This is a genomic window from Parasphingomonas caseinilytica (genome assembly GCF_036663755.1).
Taxonomy (GTDB): Bacteria; Pseudomonadota; Alphaproteobacteria; order Sphingomonadales; family Sphingomonadaceae; genus Sphingomonas.
In genome coordinates, this window is sequence record NZ_JAXOJL010000005.1 from 126,103 (window position 1) to 143,509 (window position 17,407).

At 66.7% G+C, this 17,407-nt stretch carries 17 protein-coding genes; 5 read left to right on the forward strand and 12 right to left on the reverse strand.

Annotated features, from left to right (window positions below; translation table 11 throughout):
• Positions 1 to 39 precede the first annotated feature (39 nt).
• Genes U1738_RS12225 through U1738_RS12235 form a run of 3 tightly spaced genes read right to left on the reverse strand, consistent with a single transcriptional unit; the run spans position 40 to position 2,653 of the window.
• Positions 40 to 372, reverse strand: a complete 333-nt coding sequence (locus U1738_RS12225) for a 2Fe-2S iron-sulfur cluster-binding protein (RefSeq protein WP_332789328.1) — start codon at positions 370 to 372, stop codon at positions 40 to 42.
• Positions 369 to 1,577, reverse strand: a complete 1,209-nt coding sequence (locus U1738_RS12230) for a cysteine desulfurase family protein (protein ID WP_332789513.1) — start codon at positions 1,575 to 1,577, stop codon at positions 369 to 371. The genes U1738_RS12225 and U1738_RS12230 overlap by 4 nt, the downstream gene beginning before the upstream one ends.
• The gene (locus U1738_RS12235; protein WP_332789514.1) at positions 1,574 to 2,653 is read right to left on the reverse strand and encodes a cysteine desulfurase family protein; all 1,080 of its coding nucleotides are present in this window, start codon (positions 2,651 to 2,653) and stop codon (positions 1,574 to 1,576) included. The genes U1738_RS12230 and U1738_RS12235 overlap by 4 nt, the downstream gene beginning before the upstream one ends.
• Positions 2,654 to 2,755: 102 nt before the next feature.
• Here U1738_RS12235 and U1738_RS12240 point away from each other — a divergent pair, with 102 nt between their 5' ends.
• Entirely contained in the window at positions 2,756 to 3,412 is a 657-nt protein-coding gene (locus U1738_RS12240) for an alpha/beta hydrolase (RefSeq protein ID WP_332789329.1), read from the forward strand.
• Between the two features lie 347 nt (positions 3,413 to 3,759).
• Here U1738_RS12240 and U1738_RS12245 read toward each other — a convergent pair whose 3' ends face one another.
• Positions 3,760 to 3,942 (reverse strand): hypothetical protein, encoded by a 183-nt coding sequence (locus U1738_RS12245; protein WP_332789330.1) that lies wholly within the window; start codon positions 3,940 to 3,942, stop codon positions 3,760 to 3,762.
• Between the two features lie 126 nt (positions 3,943 to 4,068).
• Positions 4,069 to 5,037, reverse strand: coding sequence for a threonine ammonia-lyase (locus tag U1738_RS12250; protein WP_332789331.1), 969 nt, complete (start codon positions 5,035 to 5,037; stop codon positions 4,069 to 4,071).
• Between the two features lie 148 nt (positions 5,038 to 5,185).
• On the opposite strand from U1738_RS12250, the gene U1738_RS12255 reads away from it, so the two are divergent.
• From U1738_RS12255 to U1738_RS12265, 3 genes are all read left to right on the forward strand, one after another.
• Positions 5,186 to 6,406 (forward strand): type III PLP-dependent enzyme, encoded by a 1,221-nt coding sequence (locus tag U1738_RS12255; protein WP_332789332.1) that lies wholly within the window; start codon positions 5,186 to 5,188, stop codon positions 6,404 to 6,406.
• 148 nt (positions 6,407 to 6,554) lie between these two features.
• Entirely contained in the window at positions 6,555 to 7,604 is a 1,050-nt protein-coding gene (locus U1738_RS12260; RefSeq protein WP_332789333.1) for a 1,9-bis(guanidino)-5-aza-nonane synthase, read from the forward strand.
• Entirely contained in the window at positions 7,604 to 8,575 is a 972-nt protein-coding gene (locus tag U1738_RS12265; RefSeq protein ID WP_332789334.1) for an alpha/beta hydrolase, read from the forward strand. The genes U1738_RS12260 and U1738_RS12265 overlap by 1 nt, the downstream gene beginning before the upstream one ends.
• Before the next feature lie 54 nt (positions 8,576 to 8,629).
• Here U1738_RS12265 and U1738_RS12270 read toward each other — a convergent pair whose 3' ends face one another.
• Positions 8,630 to 8,854: a hypothetical protein gene (locus tag U1738_RS12270; RefSeq protein ID WP_332789335.1), complete on the reverse strand. Its 225-nt coding sequence runs from the start codon at positions 8,852 to 8,854 to the stop codon at positions 8,630 to 8,632.
• 187 nt (positions 8,855 to 9,041) lie between these two features.
• On the opposite strand from U1738_RS12270, the gene U1738_RS12275 reads away from it, so the two are divergent.
• Positions 9,042 to 9,467 (forward strand): MAPEG family protein, encoded by a 426-nt coding sequence (locus U1738_RS12275; protein ID WP_332789336.1) that lies wholly within the window; start codon positions 9,042 to 9,044, stop codon positions 9,465 to 9,467.
• Between the two features lie 100 nt (positions 9,468 to 9,567).
• Here the strand turns inward: U1738_RS12275 and U1738_RS12280 are convergent, their stop codons facing one another.
• From U1738_RS12280 to U1738_RS12305, 6 genes are all read right to left on the reverse strand, one after another.
• Positions 9,568 to 11,454, reverse strand: coding sequence for an XrtA/PEP-CTERM system amidotransferase (locus tag U1738_RS12280; RefSeq protein ID WP_332789337.1), 1,887 nt, complete (start codon positions 11,452 to 11,454; stop codon positions 9,568 to 9,570).
• 100 nt (positions 11,455 to 11,554) lie between these two features.
• Complete coding sequence (gene xrtA, locus U1738_RS12285) at positions 11,555 to 13,090, reverse strand: exosortase A (RefSeq protein WP_332789338.1); 1,536 nt, start codon at positions 13,088 to 13,090, stop codon at positions 11,555 to 11,557.
• Positions 13,087 to 14,301: a TIGR03087 family PEP-CTERM/XrtA system glycosyltransferase gene (locus tag U1738_RS12290; protein WP_332789339.1), complete on the reverse strand. Its 1,215-nt coding sequence runs from the start codon at positions 14,299 to 14,301 to the stop codon at positions 13,087 to 13,089. The genes xrtA and U1738_RS12290 overlap by 4 nt, the downstream gene beginning before the upstream one ends.
• Positions 14,302 to 14,312: 11 nt before the next feature.
• A complete protein-coding gene (locus U1738_RS12295; RefSeq protein ID WP_332789515.1) occupies positions 14,313 to 15,377 on the reverse strand; it encodes a FemAB family XrtA/PEP-CTERM system-associated protein in 1,065 nt (354 codons plus the stop codon).
• A gap of 5 nt (positions 15,378 to 15,382) precedes the next feature.
• Complete coding sequence (locus U1738_RS12300) at positions 15,383 to 16,222, reverse strand: XrtA system polysaccharide deacetylase (RefSeq protein WP_332789516.1); 840 nt, start codon at positions 16,220 to 16,222, stop codon at positions 15,383 to 15,385.
• A 5-nt stretch (positions 16,223 to 16,227) separates the two neighbouring features.
• Positions 16,228 to 17,406, reverse strand: coding sequence for an AAA family ATPase (locus tag U1738_RS12305; RefSeq protein ID WP_332789340.1), 1,179 nt, complete (start codon positions 17,404 to 17,406; stop codon positions 16,228 to 16,230).
• Between the last annotated feature and the right edge of the window lies 1 nt (position 17,407).

A 17,407-nucleotide genomic window follows, 5' to 3' on the forward strand; every position in this document is an offset into this window, starting at 1 on the left:
TTATCTCCTCCATGCCTCTTCGGCACGGGAGCGAAACCATTACCGTCCGCTCATGTTCCGCGCTTCGCCCGGAATCCGTACCGTCAGTTCGGGCCAATCCGCATCGAGCCAGATCTGGCAGGCAAGCCGGCTCGTCCGCGTCGCGCCCATCGCAAGATCGAGCATATCCTCCTCATCTTCGCTCGCTTTGGGCAGCCGCGCGAAATCCTCCGCCGCGACGATCACGTGGCACGTCGAACACGCCATCTGCCCCTCGCACGTCCCCTCCAGCGGCTGCCCGTCTGCCTGCGCGAGATCGAGCAACCGGTCGCCCGGAACGCCCTGCACCTCACGCACCGCGCCGTCCGTCCCAACGAATCGCACCAGCATCACGCGGCAATCCGCTGAGCATCGGCGGCGGCAACGATCCGCTCGATCGCCTCGATCAATTCTGCCTCGGTCGTATAGCGACCGAACCCGATCCGAACACTCGCCCGCGCCTGCGTCTCGGTAAGCCCGATGCCCCGCAACACATGGCTCGACCGCCCCGATCCACTCGCGCACGCCGACCCGGCGGAGAATGCGATATCGCGCAGGTCCGACATGAGGCGCGCCACGTCGAGGCCATCGCGACGGATGTTGAGATTGCCGTAGTAGCGAGCGGCGGCGGAGCCATTGAGGTGCCACCTTTCTACTCCCCTCCCTGGAAGGGAGGGGCCGGGGGTGGGTCGGTATGGGGCTGGCGCAACATTCCCTCGATAGGAACCCACCCCCAACCCCTCCCTTCCAGGGAGGGGAGCAAGTAAGTCGAGCTGGGCCAAAGCCAATTCCCACAACGCATCGACATGCCCCGCATCCGCCGCCCGCAACTCCCCCATCAACCGCGCCGCCACGCCAAACCCCACACACAATGCCGGCGACAAAGTCCCTGATCGCCCACCGGCCTCCTGCCCGCCGCCATGCATCAGCGGCTCCAGCGCAAGCCCGTCTCGCACCCAGAGCGCCCCGATCCCCTTCGGCCCATGCACCTTGTGCGCAGACACCGCGACCAGATCGCACCCGTCGGGAATTACAACCCGCCCGAACCCCTGCACCGCATCGCACAGCATCAGCGCGCCCGCCGCGTGCGCCATCTCCGCCAGTTCGGCGACCGGCTGGACCACCCCAATCTCGTTATTGACCAGCATCGCCGCGACCAGAGCCGTCCCCGGCTGAATCGCCGCCCGCGCCAACCCCAGATCGACCAGCCCATCCGCCCCGACCGGCAGCACGACCACCTCGCGCCCGCCCCGCGCCAGCGCCTCGACCGTATCCAGCACTGCGGCATGCTCGGTCGCCAGCGTCACGATCCGCCCAGAGCCGACACCCTTAAGCGCCCAGTTCAGCGCCTCGGTCGCCCCACTAGTAAAACTCACCCGCCCGCGTTCGGGCAGCAACGCCGCCACCTGCTCCCGTGCCACCTCCACCGCCGCCTTCGCCCGCCGCCCCGCCGCATGCGACGAATGCGGATTGACGAAATCGTCGCGCAGCCACGGCAGCATCGCCTCGAACGCCTCGGGTGCCAGCGGCGTGGTCGCCTGATAATCCAGATAGATCACGCCACGAACCGCTGCTTCGATCGCGCCACGCCGCGCCACGTGGCGATGAACGCCCGCACATCCGCCTCGCTCGTCGACCGCCCGAAACTCGCGCGCACCACCTCGCGCCCCGCCGCTTCCGGTAGGCCGATCGCCGCCAGCACATGGCTCGGCTTCATGCTGCCCGAGGCGCACGCACTCCCCGCCGACACCGCGAACCCGGCCGCATCGAAATCGATCAACTGCACGAAGCTCGGCACGCCGGGCATGCGATACGCCCCGATCGCCGGATGCCGCACGGACCCGCCCGCAATCACCTCACCCCCCGATCGCGTCACCGAATCGTTCAGCATCGCCCGCAAACGCGCATATTCTTCGACAGGCTCCGGCTCGGCCAACGCCGCAGCATAGCCCAGCACGGCAGGCAGATTCTCCGTCCCCGGACGGTAACCGCGCTCCTGCCCCCCGGTCGGCGCCAGCGTGCCCAGATCGCGCACCAGCAACGCCCCGACACCCGGCGGCCCGCCACGCTTGTGCGCCGACAACGCCACGAAATCGGCATGCTCGGCCACGTCCAGATCGACTCCGGCAGGCATCTGCGCCGCATCGACCAGCAGCAACCCGCCCCCGTCATGCACCACCCGCGCGATCTCCGCGATCGGCTGGCGCAGGCCCGTCTCGCTGTTGGCCCATTGCACCGTCACCAGCGCACGGCCCTCCGCCAACAAGGCGCGCTCCAACGCCTCCGGCGCCAGCACGCCGTCCGACCCCACCGGCAGCACGATCGTTTCCGGCGTGGCCCAACGCATCACCGCATCATGCTCGACCGCAGTGATGATCCGCACGGAAACGTCCGCCCGGTGAGTCGCGATGGCCAGCGATTCACTCGCCCCGCTGGTGAACAACGTCTCGCCCGCCCATCCATAGGCAGCGGCCACCGCCGACCGCGCCTGCTCCAGCGCCGCCTTGGCCGCGCGCCCCTCGGCGTGCGGCGAAGACGGGTTGGCCCAGCGCCGCATTCCCGCCGCCACGGCATCGATCGCGCACGGAAGCATCGCGGTGGTCGCGGCATGATCCAGATAGATGCGTTCAGGCATGTTGACGGTCAGGAGTCGTTCCAATTGCGAAAAGGTGCGCGTCTCTTATATAGCGCGCACATTCCAGCGCCCAAGCTGCGCGTCCAGATTGGTCAGGTTCCCATGCCAGAAGTCATTTTCCCCGGTCCCGAAGGCCGTCTCGAAGGCCGTTTCTCCCCCGGCCCGCGCCCGCGCGCACCCGTCGCGATGATCCTGCATCCGCACCCGACCGCCGGCGGCACAATGAACAACGCGATCGTGCAACAGCTCTACAAGACCTTCCAGCGCCGCGGCTTCGCGACCCTGCGCTTCAACTTCCGCGGTGTCGGCAAGAGCCAGGGCACGTTCGACAACGGCATCGGCGAACTGAGCGATGCGGCCAGCGCGCTCGACTGGGTGCAGAGCTTCCACCCCGAAGCCTCGACCACCTGGATCGCCGGCTTCAGCTTCGGCGCGTGGATCGGCATGCAGCTGTTGATGCGCCGCCCGGAAATCCGCGGCTTCATCTCGGTCGCGCCGCCGGCCAACATGTACGACTTCACCTTCCTCGCCCCCTGCCCGGCCAGCGGCATCATGATTCAGGGCGAGAATGACGAAGTCTCCCCGCCGCTCGCCACCCAGAAGCTGGTCGACAAGCTGCGCACGCAGAAGCACATCACGATCCACCACGACACGATCCCCAAGGCGAACCATTTTTTCGAGCATGAGATGCCCGAGCTGATGGGCAGCGTGGACAAGTATCTGGATATGCGGCTCGACCCCAATTCACCCATCAGGTGAATTGGGAGCAGCGGATTAGCTGCGCTAATCCGCGCCCGCGATGTCGAGCCCGGCCGGCGGTGCCCTCGCACCGGCCGACGGCATGGGCTTCGCCCATGCCCGCCCCGCAAAATGTACCCCACCGTCATCCCGGGCTAGACCCGGGATCCCGCTTCCTCTTTCTAAAAGCTCGCTTCAACGGCAGGGCGGCAGAAAGGCTGGTCCGAACAGCCCTGTCCTACAAGCGCCGGTCCGAGTATAAGCAGCCTCGCTCTTTCACATCGCTGCGAACACCACCTCCGCGCCTCGCGACGCACTGCCTCATACGGTGTGACCTTGTGTGAACTTCGCCCAGATTTCGCCGCGAACTACAGCGTCCAAACCAGCACGTTGCCCAGCAAGACCACCGACATCACCAGCAGCAACACGCCCTTTTTCCGATCCCGCTTCGTCGCGATCAGATAGATGCCGCCCGCCACGCAGGCGAACATCCCGAGCATCGCAATGGCCGGCGCTGCGGCACCAATGCCGGTCAAGGTTTCGGTATTCATAGCGCCCCCTTTACCCGTTCGTTTCGAGCGAAGTCGAGAAACAGGTCTTGGCGCTGCGCAAAGTTTCTCGACTTCGCTCGAATCGAACGGAGATGAAAGGATTGAGGAAAAACCGGGGCCAGAGGATCAATCCCCTCCCGCCAACACCCGCCCATAATTCTCCCGGTCCACATTCCCGCCCGACAGGATCACCAAAGTCCCCGCCGTCGCCTCCACCTTGCCCGCCAGCAAAGCCGCCAGCGCCACCGCGCCGCCCGGCTCCACCACCAGCCGCAACTGCTCCGCCGCCCAACGCTGCGCGACCCGGATCTCGAACTCGCTAACCGCCACCCCGCGCACGCCCCGGCGCGACAGCACGTCGAACGTCAGGTCCGACACCCGCTTCGTCTGCAACGCATCGCATGCCGTCGCCGGAGCATCCGCCCCGACCTCCTCGATCCACCCCGCCTCCAGCGACCGGCGCATATCGTCCCAGCCCTCCGGCTCCACCACCGTCATCATCGCATCCGGCAGGCCGAGCGCGATGCCCGCCGCCAGCCCGCCGCCGCCGCACGGCACCACCACCTGTACCGCTGGGCCCAGCCCCTGCGCCTCCATCTGCGCCGCCGCCTCTATGCCCGTGCTGCCCTGCCCCTCGATCACCCACGGATCGTCGAAGCTCGGCACCAGAACCGCGCCCCGCGCCTCGGCCAGCCGCCCGGCGATCTGCTCGCGACTCTCGCTGTGCCGGTCGTACGAAACGATCTCCGCCCCCAGCGCCAGCGTGCCCTCGCGCTTCGATTTCGGCGCGTCCGCCGGCATCACCACCGTCGCCGGCATGCCGAGGCGCTTCGCTGCCCAGGCGATTCCCTGCGCATGATTGCCGCTGGAGAACGCCACGACGCCGCGCCCGCGCATTTCCGGGTCGATCGCCGTCAGCCGGTGCCACGCCCCGCGCAGCTTGAACGCGCCCATCGGTTGCAGGCATTCGCATTTGAAAGCGATTGAACTTCCACGGATTTCCGCGACGAACAGCGGCGACGGGGGCACCACCGAAGCGATCTTCGCCGCCGCATCGCGGACGCCGGCTCGGGTAGGCTGTCGCACAAACGTCACAATTCGTCTCCGATCAATCGAGACGGGTCCAATACCGCTTTACATCGCCGAAACACGATCCTATTTCGCCCTTCCGCTGCCCCATGGGACTTCCAACCGCAAGGCAGTGTTTCGTGAACTTGTCTACGGACATTGGAGGTCCCTTGAATTGCACAAGCATCATAACACGCTGGGGTTAGCGACCACCCGTCCGACTGCGATCACCGCAGCTGACATCGCTAAGTCACGACCGGTCCAGCCGGTCACGCTGATCCGCCCGCACGCCGCTGCGCGCGCCGCCCGCTTCTTCGTCGAGAAGTTTCCGGGCCGGTCGCTCTATGCCGTGAAGGCGAATCCCTCGCCGGACCTGATCCAGGTCCTGTGGGATAGCGGCATCACGCATTACGACGTCGCCTCGATCGCCGAGGTGCGCCTGGTCGCGCGCCTGCTGCCCGAAGCAACGCTTTGCTTCATGCACCCGGTCAAGGCATCGGAGGCGATCGCCGAGGCGTATTTCACGCACGGCTGTCGCACCTTCAGTCTCGATTCGCTGGAAGAGCTGGACAAGATCCTGCTCGCGACGAAGAACGCGACGGACCTGACCCTCTGCGTCCGGCTGCGCGTGTCGTCGGAACATTCGAAGCTCAGCCTCGCATCGAAATTCGGCGCCGCACCGGGCGAAACGAAGGAATTGCTGTTCCGTGCCCGTCAGGCGGCCGATGCGCTCGGCATCTGCTTCCATGTCGGGTCGCAGGCGATGACGCCGGAGGCCTATGCCAACGCGCTCGAACGCGTCCGCGCGGCGATCGTCGATGCGGCGGTCACGGTCGACGTGATCGACGTCGGCGGCGGTTTCCCGTCCAGCTATCCCGGCATGGAGCCGCCCCCGCTGGAGCGCTATTTCGAGACGATCCACCGTGCGTTCGAATCGCTGCCGGTCAGCTATTCGTCCGAACTCTGGGCCGAACCGGGCCGTGCCTTGTGCGCCGAATACAGCTCTTTGGTCGTCCGCGTGGAGCGTCGTCGTGGCGACGAACTCTACATCAACGACGGCGCATACGGCGCATTGTTCGATGCCGCGCATGTCGGCTGGCGCTTCCCGGTGCAATTGCTCCGCGAGCCCGACAGCCGCGCCAAGGATATGGCGTTTAGCTTCTACGGCCCGACCTGTGACGATATGGATCACATGGCCGGCCCGTTCATGCTGCCCGCCGATGCCCAGGCCGGCGACTATATCGAGATCGGCATGCTCGGCGCCTACGGCTGCGCCATGCGCACCGCGTTCAACGGCTTCGGCTCGGACGAAACGGTGATCATGGACGACGAGCCGATGGCCTCGCTGTACCTCGAGGCCGACGAACAGGTCGCCTCGAACGTCGTCACGCTGTAACAGCATAAGCGCATTCGCCTTCTTCCCCCCTCCCGCTTGCGGGAGGGGTCGGGGGTGGGCTCGCGCTCACCTCCACGCAAAACGCTCGCGGTAAGCGCGAGCCCACCCCTAGCCCCTCCCGCAAGCGGGAGGGGGATAAGGATAGATCATGACCGAACCCCTGAACACCAACCGCAAGGCCGAGCTTCTCTCGACCACCGTCGAACATATCGACATCACCAAGTTCGACGCCCGCCCGATCGTCGATGCGATGAAGAAGATGAGCTTCACCAGCCGCGATCTCGGCCGCGCGACCGACATCTACAACCAGATGCTCGCCGATCCCGATTGCTCGATCTTCCTCGTCATCGCCGGTTCGACCAGCGCCGGCGGCTGCATGGACCTCTATGCGGAACTGCTGCGCAACAACATGATCGACGGCGTCGTCGCCACCGGCGCGACGATCGTGGACATGGATTTCTTCGAAGGCCTCGGCCACAAACATTATCAGGCGCTCGAAGTGCCGGACGACGATACGCTGCGCTCGCTGCTGATCGACCGCATCTACGATACGTATATCGACGAGGAGCAACTCCAGCACGTCGATCACACGATCTTCGAGATCGCCGAAACGCTCGAACCGCGCCCTTATTCCAGCCGCGAATTCATCCGCGAGATGGGCAAGTATCTGGTCGAGCACGGCAAGAAGGACAACAGCCTCGTCAAGCTCGCCTACGAGCATGACGTGCCGATCTTCTGCCCGGCATTCGTGGACAGCTCGGCCGGCTTCGGCCTCGTCAAGCATCAGGTCGATCGCGCCAAGGCGGGGCAGCCGTACATGGTGCTCGACGCCATCGCCGACTTCCGCGAACTCACCGACATCAAGATCAAGGCCGGCACCACCGGCCTGCTGATGATCGGCGGTGGCGTGCCGAAGAACTTCATCCAGGACACCGTCGTCTGCGCGGAAATCCTCGGTCATGACGACGTGCAGGTTCATAAATACGCCGTGCAGATCACCGTCGCCGACGTGCGCGACGGTGCCTGCTCCTCGTCCACGCTGCAGGAAGCGGCGAGCTGGGGCAAGGTGAACACCGGCATCGAACAGATGGTCTTCGCCGAAGCCGGTTCGGTCATGCCGCTGCTGGCGTCGGACGCCTATCATCGCGGCCTGTGGAAGGACCGCACCAAGCGCCGCTGGGGCGCGAGCTTCGATTGATGACAACCGACCGCCGCGCGCTTCTGGGCCTCGGCCTCGGGGCTGCGGCGGTCCCTTCCCTCGCGCGCGCCGCGCAAGGACGACCGGTCGCGCCGATCTGGCCGCCGCTCGAAAGCTTCAAACTCTGGCCCGGCCTGCCGCCCGGTGCCCCGGCCCGGATGCCACGCCCGTCGCCGGAATTCACCCAGCGCGGCGACATCTGGATGCGCGGCACGTCGTCGCCGGACGTCGGCGTGATCCGGCCTGCCCGTCCCGACGGCCGCGCCGTGCTGATCGCGCCCGGCGGCGGTTACGGCTTCGTCTCGCTGGAAAATGAAGGCGTCAGCGTCGCGCGCGTTCTCGCGCAACACGGCATCACCTGCTTCGTCCTGAACTACCGCCTGCCCGGCGACGGCTGGCGCGATCGGGCCGATACTCCGCTCGCCGACGCACAGCGCGCGATGCGCCTCATCCGTTTCCAGGCCGCGCGCTATCGCATCGATCCGGCCAAGCTCGGCGTGGTCGGCTTCTCCGCTGGCGGCCATCTCGCCGCCTCGCTCGTCACGCAATATGCGGCGAAGGTCTACACTTCCATCGATGCCGCCGACGCCGAATCGGCCCGCCCGCGCTTTGGTGGGCTGATGTATGCGGTGTCGAACATGGATCCCGGACGCAGCCGCGGCGGCTCCCGGCCCAACCTGCTCGGCCCCAATCCGTCGCCGGCGATGGAGGCGCGCTACGCCACCGATCGCAACATGCGCGCCGATACGCCACCCTTGTTCATCATGCATGCCGAGGATGACGGCACCGTGCCGGTCATCAACGGTCTGGATCTGATCGCCGCCGCCCATGCCGCCCGCGTTCCGGTCGAGGCCCATATCTTCCAGCAGGGCGGCCACGGTTTCGGCGTCGGCCTGCCCGATGCGCTGCCCGGCTCGCTCTGGCCGCAACTGTTCGTGCGCTGGATGAACGGCGCGATGGCCCGCCCCTGACGGGTGATGCAGCTCGTTTGGAGCGGCTGCATCACCCGGAAGTATGTCTCAGCTTCAGTGACGCGCTGCGGCGGCCTGGGTCTTTTCAGTCCGTGCGGCTTTCGCGGCACGGTGGTGCCCGATCGCGCATCCCGCCGCCGCGCCCAGCACGGCGTGATGCCCGGCCAGATGCCCGCCGACCCCGCCGACGGCCGCGCCCTTGAGGCATCCCTTGGCGTCGGCCGGACCGGCTAAGGCCAGAGTGGCGGCGGCAAGCGCTGCGATGACAGTGAATTTCATGGAACCTTCTCCTGCTGGAACCGGCCTGTCCCGGCCATGCGCGCATGATGCTTCAGACAACCCCGTGAATATTCTGATCATCGCATGACAAATCCGTCATCCACTCACCGTTGCCGCCACATGCAAATCCGTTGCCGCATCGTGGCGCGTGGTGCATCTTCGTCCCAAACAGGGGAGAGTAAGGGCAATGCATAGCGAAATTCTGAAGCCGATCGTGGTCCTGATCGCATGGTCGCTGGTGATGTGGGCGTGGATGATCGCCGTACGCCTGCCGGCGATGAAGAAGGTCGGGATCGATCTGTCCAAAGCCCGCGGCGGCAAGCCCGGCCAGCTCGACGGCGTGGTGCCCGATCAGGCGCAATGGCCGGCGCACAATTACATGCATCTGATGGAGCAGCCGACCTTGTTCTACGCCGTCGCGCTGGTGATCGCGTTCACCGGCACAGGCAACGGGTTCAACGCCACGCTCGCATGGGCCTATGTCGGCCTGCGCATCGTCCACAGCATCGTGCAGGCGACCTTCAACAAGATCAGCACCCGCTTCGCGCTGTTCCTGCTGTCCAGCCTGGTGCTGATCGCGCTGACACTGCACGCCGCGATGGCAGTGTTCTGAAACGCCTCCGTCACCCCGGCGAAGGCCGGGGCCGCCGGATTTGGGGCACGCGTTCCGCCACGAACACAGCGGCCCCGGCCTTCGCCGGGGTGACTGGAATTTAACCGAACAACCGCTCCATCGACCGCTCCAGCATCACCAGCTGCCACAACGTCCGCCCATGCTCCGCCCGCCCGCTGCGATGGTCGGCGGCGAGCCTAGCAATCGCGGCGGGATCGAACATCCCGCCCAGCACGCGTGACTTCGCCAGCCGTCCCGCCTCGTCCGCCAGCGCGCCGCGGAACCACGCACTCACCGGCGTCACGAACCCCATCTTGGGCCGGTACAGCACCTCTTTCGGCAGATAGCGTTCCATCGATCGCTTCATCAGCCACTTGCCCTGCCCGCTGCGCAACCGCATCGACACCGGCAGCGCTGCGGCGAATTCCACCAATCGGTAATCCAGCAACGGCTCGCGCGCCTCCAGCCCGACCGCCATGCTGGTGCGATCGGTCTTGGTCAGGATATCGCCCGGCAGCCAGTGCTGGAAATCGGCATATTGCGCCCGGTCGATCGCATCGCGCGCGGGAGCATCGCGCATCGAACGGACATAGCGATCCTCGGCCCGGTGCCCGCCCAGCGCCCGCCTGGCCGCATCGGAAAACAACGCCGCGCGCACCTCCGGCGTCGTCACGCCCACCGCCTGCGCATAGGCCTCCGCCCCATCCTCGGCGAGCGCCAGCAAGGTCGTCTTCGCCCGAAACATGCGAGGTGCCCAATCCGCCTTGGGATACGCCCGCCCCAGCGCCCCGAACATGCGCGTCCGAAGATGCTCCGGCAACAGCCCGCGCACCCGCTCCTCCGCCGCCTGGAACTTGTAGCGGCGATACCCTGCCATCGCTTCATCCGCCCCGTCGCCCGACAGCGCCACCGTCACCTGCTCGCGCGCCAGTTCGCACACCCGGTAGGTGGCGAGCGCGGAGGCATCGGCGAACGGCTCGTCGAACGCAGCCACCAACGTATCGATTAGCGCGAAATCGTCGGCCGCGACCACACGCTCGCGATGATCGGTGGCGAACCGCTCGGCAACCAAAGCGGCATACGATCGCTCGTCATGCCCGGCCTCGTCGAAGCCGATCGTGCAGGTCTTCACCGCCCGCCCCGAAGCCTCCGCCATCAAAGCGACGACCGCCGAACTATCCACCCCGCCCGACAGGAACGCCCCCAGCGGCACGTCGGACACCATCCGCGATCGCACCGCCCCGCGCATCAGCGCAACGAGTTCATCCTCCAGCGCCTTAGCCGATCCGCTCGCCCGCCTGGAGAAATCCACCCCCCACCAGCGCGACGGCACGGGCACCGGCTTGCCGCGCTCGATCAACAGCGCATGCCCCGCCGCCAGCTTCTTCACACCCGCCACGATGCAGGCATCGTCCGGCACATAGCCGAACGCCATATAATCCTCGACCGCGCGGATATCCGGCTCGCGCCGCAGCAAAGGATGCGCCAGCAACCCCTTCAGTTCGGACGCGAACGCCACCGCGCCGTCCGATAGTTCGGCATAATGCAACGGCTTCACGCCCAGCCGATCGCGCGCCAGGAACAGGCATTGCCTGCGCGCATCGTGCAGCGCGAAGGCGAACATCCCGTTCAACCGCTCCAGCATCGCCGGCCCCCATGCCGCCCAGCCATGCAACAACACCTCGGTATCGCCCGACGTAACGAACACCGCGCCCTTGGCCTGCAATTCGGCGCGCAGTTCGGCGAAATTGTAGATCTCGCCATTGTAGGTAACGGTCAGCGCCCCGTCAGCGCTCGCCATCGGCTGCGGCGATCCGGCGAGATCGATGATCGACAGCCGCCGATGCCCCAACCCGACGCCCGGCGCGGTCCACACGCCCGATCCGTCCGGCCCGCGATGCGCCTGCGCATCCGCCATCGCGCGGATTCGCGCCGGATCCACCGGCTTGGGCGTCTGCGGATAATAGAGACCGGCGATGCCGCACATGGTTACACCACCGTTCGTCCTGAGCCTGTCGAAGGACGGCTCTTCTTCGCTGCCGTAGATAGAAAGAACGATGCTTCGACAAGCTCAGCACGAACGGATGTTAGCGTTCCATCCCCGCCGCCCGATCCGCCAGCCGGTCGATCGGCCCCAGTGCCGCGACGAACCGCGCCATCGCCGCCCGCGCATCCACACCCGGCATCACCTCCGCCGAAACATGCACCGCCACCGCACGCTGCGGCCCGCCGAGCAGCTTCGCCTTCAGCGTCTCCAGTTTCACGACTTTCTCATCCAAAGTCACCACGTCACCAACCACATACCAGGTCGCCACCAGCCGCTCGACCGGCCCCGGCGCGGTGATGCGCATCGCAGATCCCCCGGCCAGATCGGGCAGATCATCCACCCGCACCCACACATCATCCTGCCGCAACACCCCGGTGCCGAACGACACCAGTTCCTTGCCCTCGCGCTGGCTGCCATAGACCGCAATCGCCAGATCGACCGATGCACCCTTGCCGTCGCTATAGCGCCCGATCAGGAAATGATCCGCCCCGGGATAATAAGGCGACCACGCCGCCCGCACGCTCATCCGCGTGCGCTGCCAGCCCGGAACGTCGGGCAGGCTGATCGCATCGGGCAACACCTGTGCCTGCCCGGCAATCGCCCCGCCCCAGGCCGGGAACACCCCCGCCACCGTCAATGTCAGCGCGCCCGCCAGCAGCAGATCGATCCGCCACTTCGGCACCAACTGCAAAGCGGCGGGATCGAACACCGCATCGTCCGGCGCGCGATCGAACCAACGCCAGCCGATCGCGATCACCGCCGCCATCACCAGCCCGAAGAACACCCAGCCGTAAACGATATGGTCCAACCCGGTCGCCCGCTCGACCGAGGTGAGATGCGCGGCATAGATCGTCCCGAACGCGCGCAGCCCGTTGGCGATCACCGGCACGACCAGCGCCACGACCATGAAGATCGCCCGCCGCCGCCACGAAACGAAACACACATTGGCGACCAGCGCGCCATAGGCGATCATCGCGATCACGAACTTCGCGCCCGAACACGCCTCGGCAACTTCGAAATAACCGTTAGGTATCGTGATCAGCACGCCGTCCACCACCGCCGGCACGCCGAACAGGTGCAGCAACGGCATCGTCATCGCGACGGTGATCGTCTGCAGCGGCGCCTCAAGCCCCTCCCCAAACGGCACCAGGAACACGGCATAGCAGAGCGGAAACAGCAACCCCCGCGCCACGTTCGGCCCAAGGATCGTCACCACCGCACCCTGCACCATCATCACCAGCCCGAGCTGCCGCGCGAACGCGACGCTGGACGCGTCGCCGAGCAGCCAGCCGAACCCGCCGACCGCGACCAGCGCCAGCCCCGGCCACCACGCCACCGGCGTCAGGTCCGCCAGTTGCGCCCGCCGCTGCCACACCAGCCATGCGATGACGGGTCCGATGAACAGGCAATGCCCGAACGTCGTGCTGGTCCACCAGATATGCGCGAGATCGCCGACATCCCCCCGGAACAACACCAGCAGCACGGCCACCACGCCGCCCAGCACCACCAGATGCCGCCGCCACAGGGCGCTCAACCGGGCGGTCGCAAAGCCGGTCGCCGGAAAGGCGATCGTCATGCCGGGCCGCGCGTTCGCGGTGATGCCTTGATGCGCGTGCCGATAATAGCATCGAGCGGCGCGAGCCGCGCGTCCCAGCTATAGCGTTTCCGCACCTGCGCCCGCGCCTTGATACCCAGCGTTTCACCGATATCGGGATTGCCCAGCAGCACGCCGATCTGTTCGGCGATCTCCCCCACCGTCTCGCCCACGCGGATCGTATCGCCGTGGTCGATCCCTTCGGCGGCGGCGGCGGAGGCGACCACCGGCCGCGCCATCGCCATCGCTTCCAGCACCTTGTTCTGCACCCCGCGCGCGAGCTTCAGCGGCGCGACCACCACCGACGCGGCGGCCAGCCAGCCGCGCACATCCGGCACTTCGCCCGTCACGATCACGCCCGGTTGCGCGGCCAGCGCCTTCACCGCCTCGGTCGGCGCACGGCCGACGATAGCGAAACGCGCCTGCGGGAATTCGACCCGCACGTGCGGCAGGATCGAATCGACGAACCACGTCACCGCCTCGATATTGGGCCGGTAATCCATCTGGCCGGTAAACACGATCAGATGCCCGGTCGCTTCCATCCGCCTGAACTTTGCAGCGGGATCGAAGAATTCGGTATCGATCCCGTTTTCCACCGCGAACACGCGATCCGCGCCCGTCTTGTCACGAAACAAGGCGGCCTCCACCTCGCTGACGAACAAGCTGGCGGTCGCCCGCTTCGCCACTATGCGTTCGTACGCGCCGAGCAACCGCGCTTCCCGCCGCATCATCCAGGCCATAGGCCCGCGCTGCGCCTTGCCGTAAGCGGCGAACTTCGCCGAATCCATGTCGACGAAATCCATGATGACCCGCGCCTTGGTATTGGCCGGCAGATATTGCGCCATCTGGCTGGAGAAGACGTAGATCGTATCGATCGCATGCCGCGCCAGCAGGTTATCCACCGCGTCGCGCAGGGACTGGTTCTCGAACGCGGTCAGCGACACCGGCTTGCGGCGGAACAATGCCTGCACGGCCGCCACGACTTGCGATTTGGACCGCCAGAAGATCGAACGGTTGCCGGTATATTTCGCGAGGCCGCTCTTGCCCTTCATGTCGCGCGCATCGTCGGCGAACGCGATCAAATGCACGCGCTGCCGCGCCGCGAGAAACTTCAGGATGTTGAAGCCGCGAATCTTGTCGCCGCGATCGGGCGGATACGGCACGCGGTGCGCCAGGAACAGGATGCCACCCATCCGCCCGCGCCTCAGCCCAGGCCGCGCGAGATATGCGGTCCTATCGTGTTCGCCACCCACAAGGGCAGCTTCTTCCACAGCGCGATCTTCGCCTGATAGCGCGGATTGAGCGGGTTGATCTCGCGCGGTTCCTCGCCCGGCGCGGCGCGCTTGGCATATGCCAGCGGCACGCCCTCAAACCCCCAATTCTTCTTGAACGCCGCCGGCCCGGTGCCCGCCTTGGAGCGACCGAAATCGAACCGCGTGCAGCCCTTGCCGCGCGCATGCCCCATAAGCGCGAAATACATCCGGTCGTTGGCGCGCAGTCCCCGCGCCGCCGCCGTGCCGCCGCCCCAATAGGGATAGACCGTGCCGTTGAAATACAGGCTCAAAACGCTTGCCTGCGCCACGCCGTTCGCACGAACGGTCAGGATATCCGCATCGTCGCCGAATTCTGCCAGCACTTCGCGGAACAGCCGCGCCGGGAATACCGGCGTGCCGAGGTTACGCACCGATTCGGCATAGACCGCATAATGCGCCCGCGCCGCCGCCGCATCGCGCCCGATGCTCACATCGAGATCGAAGCCCAAACTCTTGCGCACTTCGGCGCGCTGCTTGCGCGGGATCGCGAGCAGTTCCGCCTCGTCGTCCTTCGCCAGATCGCGCACGAACCCCAGATAAATGCTGTCGTCGCGCAGCCATTCCGGCCCTTCCGCCGGGCCGCCACGCAGTTCCAGCGTCGGGCAGCGCAATTCCTGCGCCAGCGCCCAGGCCGCCTCGCCCAATTGCCGCACCGCCGCCGGTTCGCCCGCCAATATGCCGCCATCGACCGCAAAGCCGTTCGACACCAAGGCGCGCCCGAACAAGGGCGAGGAAATCTCGGTCAGCGGCAGCAGCCCGGCGATGTCGCCATCGGCCCGCTCGGCGATCAAAGTATGGCTCGTATGCCCGCACGCCCGCGCCACCGCGATGCTCCACGCCGGCAGATGGAACGGCGTCGCCCCAGGCTGCGCCCGCACCCAGGCATCGATCCGCGCACGCTCATGCGTGTCGCCAAGATCGGCGAAGCGCAGCGCCAGCGGTTTGCCGAACAGCATCATGTTCATTGCAGCGAAGCCCGCGCCTCGGCGACCACCGCATCCATCCGGCCCCAATCGTGCCGGCCGATCAGCCCGCGCAACTTGCCCGCCATCGCGCCCAAGCGGCTGTAGTGGCGCAGCTTCGATCGCAGCGGCGCATTCGCGACGCGCGGCTGGCCCGGATCGATCTCCCACGGGTGGAAATAGAACACCGCCGGCTGCCCCTCGCCCGAAACCTGCCCCACGGCATAGTTCATCAACGCCGAGGGCAACAGGCGGAAGAACCCGCCCCCCGTCGCCATGCGCCGCCCGGCCAGATCGGCCACCGTCACCGGCACCTCGATCAAATCGGAACCCTTCAGCGGCCTGAACGCGTAACGCGGCGCTTCCGGCCAGCCGTAATGATCGTGCTTCAGCGGCGCGACGCTGGACGAATAGGTATAGCCCGCCTCGGCCAGTTCGGCATGCGCCCAGGGCGTCCGCTGGTCGATCGAGAAGCTCGGCGCGCGATATCCAGTCACCGCCTGCCCGCCGGCATCCTCCAGCACCTTGCGCGCACGCGCCAAATCGGCACGGAACGTCGGCGCATCCATCGTGAACACGCGCTGGTGATCCCAGCCGTGGCTCGCAACCTCATGCCCGGCATCGGCGATCCTGCGGATCAGTTGCGGATAGCGTTCCGCCACCCAGCCCAAGGTGAAAAAGGTCGCTTTGACCCCGCTCTCGCCGAACAGCGCCAGCACGGCATCGGTATTGCGCTCGACGCGCGTTTCCAGGCCGTCCCAGTCCCCTTTGTCGATCACCTTCTCGAAGGCGCCGACCTGGAACCAGTCCTCGACATCGACGGACAGCGCATGGCGCATCTGGCTCATCCACCCACAGCGGAAAGCGCGGCAGCGGCACGCGGATCATGCTCGACCCAATCCACCAGCAGCGTCAGCACGCGGCGCAGCGCCTCCTCCTGCTCCTCGATCCGCGCTTCGAGCGCGGCGATACGATCGGCCGGTGCAGCGTCTTCAGCAGGCGCAGCCGGTTCAGCTTCGGCTTCGGCGTCGGTTTCGGCTACCGGCTCGGGTTCCACGAAAAGCGGCGCCCGGATCGGACGCACCTCGCTCGGCGGCGGCGTGTGGAACAGCGGGCGCGGCGCAGGCGCTTCCTCAGCGACCTCGATCGGTTCCTCCGGCACGATCTCGGCAACCACCACCGGCGGGATCACCGCATGCGCCATCGACGGCGTATCGCTCGCGATGTCGGCGAGCACGGTGTCGATCACGTCGCGGTCGATCGTCCGCAACTGCTCGATCGCGCCATACAGCAGCACCCGGCCCGCCAGCTGGTTCAGCCGGCGCGGCACGCCGTCCGTCGCATCGTGCAACGCGCGGAACGCGTCCGGCGTGAAATGCGGATTGTCCTGCCAGCCGACCAGCGACAGGCGGTGGATCATGTAAGGCTCGACCTCCTCGGCCCCCATCGGATCTAGGTGATGCATCGCGATCACGCGCTGGCGCAACTGCTCCAGCCGATCGGAGCCGTGCAGCCGCTCGCGAAACTCCGGCTGGCCGAGCAGGAAGATCTGCAACAGCGCATGCCCGCCCGCCTGGAAGTTGGACAGCATGCGCAATTCTTCGAGGCTCGACACCGGCAGCGCCTGCGATTCGTCCACGATCAGCAATGTCCGCCGCCCGGCCCGCGCCGTGGCGTGCAGCCCGCGTTCGATCGCGGTGAGCAATTGCGCCTTGGTCAGCCCGTCGGCATCGATCTCCAGCCCGCCGGCCACCAGCCGCAGCAGGTCGTCGGCCTCGATCTGGGTCGAGACGATCTTGATGATGTTCAGCCGCTCGCGGTCCACCGTCGCCATCAGATGGCCGACCAGAGTCGTCTTGCCCGCGCCCACGTCGCCGGTGATGACGATGAAGCCTTCTCCCTGCGCCAGGCCATAGCCCAGATAGGCCATCGCCTTGCGGTGCGTGGCCGTGTCGAACCAGAAACGCGGGTCGGGCGTCAGCTGGAACGGCCGTCCGGTCAGGCCATAATGGTCGTCGTACATC

Coding starts and splice junctions, on each gene's coding strand:
- U1738_RS12240 (WP_332789329.1), top strand. CDS start 2,756: ATGCCAGAAGTCATTTTCCCCGGTCCCGAAGGCCGTCTCGAAGGCCGT.
- U1738_RS12305 (WP_332789340.1), bottom strand. CDS start 17,406: ATGTACGACGACCATTATGGCCTGACCGGACGGCCGTTCCAGCTGACG.
- U1738_RS12290 (WP_332789339.1), bottom strand. CDS start 14,301: ATGGGTGGCATCCTGTTCCTGGCGCACCGCGTGCCGTATCCGCCCGAT.
- U1738_RS12300 (WP_332789516.1), bottom strand. CDS start 16,222: ATGCGCCATGCGCTGTCCGTCGATGTCGAGGACTGGTTCCAGGTCGGC.
- U1738_RS12235 (WP_332789514.1), bottom strand. CDS start 2,653: ATGCCTGAACGCATCTATCTGGATCATGCCGCGACCACCGCGATGCTT.
- U1738_RS12280 (WP_332789337.1), bottom strand. CDS start 11,454: ATGTGCGGCATCGCCGGTCTCTATTATCCGCAGACGCCCAAGCCGGTG.
- U1738_RS12275 (WP_332789336.1), top strand. CDS start 9,042: ATGCATAGCGAAATTCTGAAGCCGATCGTGGTCCTGATCGCATGGTCG.
- U1738_RS12260 (WP_332789333.1), top strand. CDS start 6,555: ATGACCGAACCCCTGAACACCAACCGCAAGGCCGAGCTTCTCTCGACC.
- U1738_RS12270 (WP_332789335.1), bottom strand. CDS start 8,854: ATGAAATTCACTGTCATCGCAGCGCTTGCCGCCGCCACTCTGGCCTTA.
- U1738_RS12245 (WP_332789330.1), bottom strand. CDS start 3,942: ATGAATACCGAAACCTTGACCGGCATTGGTGCCGCAGCGCCGGCCATT.
- xrtA (WP_332789338.1), bottom strand. CDS start 13,090: ATGACGATCGCCTTTCCGGCGACCGGCTTTGCGACCGCCCGGTTGAGC.
- U1738_RS12265 (WP_332789334.1), top strand. CDS start 7,604: ATGACAACCGACCGCCGCGCGCTTCTGGGCCTCGGCCTCGGGGCTGCG.
- U1738_RS12295 (WP_332789515.1), bottom strand. CDS start 15,377: ATGCTGTTCGGCAAACCGCTGGCGCTGCGCTTCGCCGATCTTGGCGAC.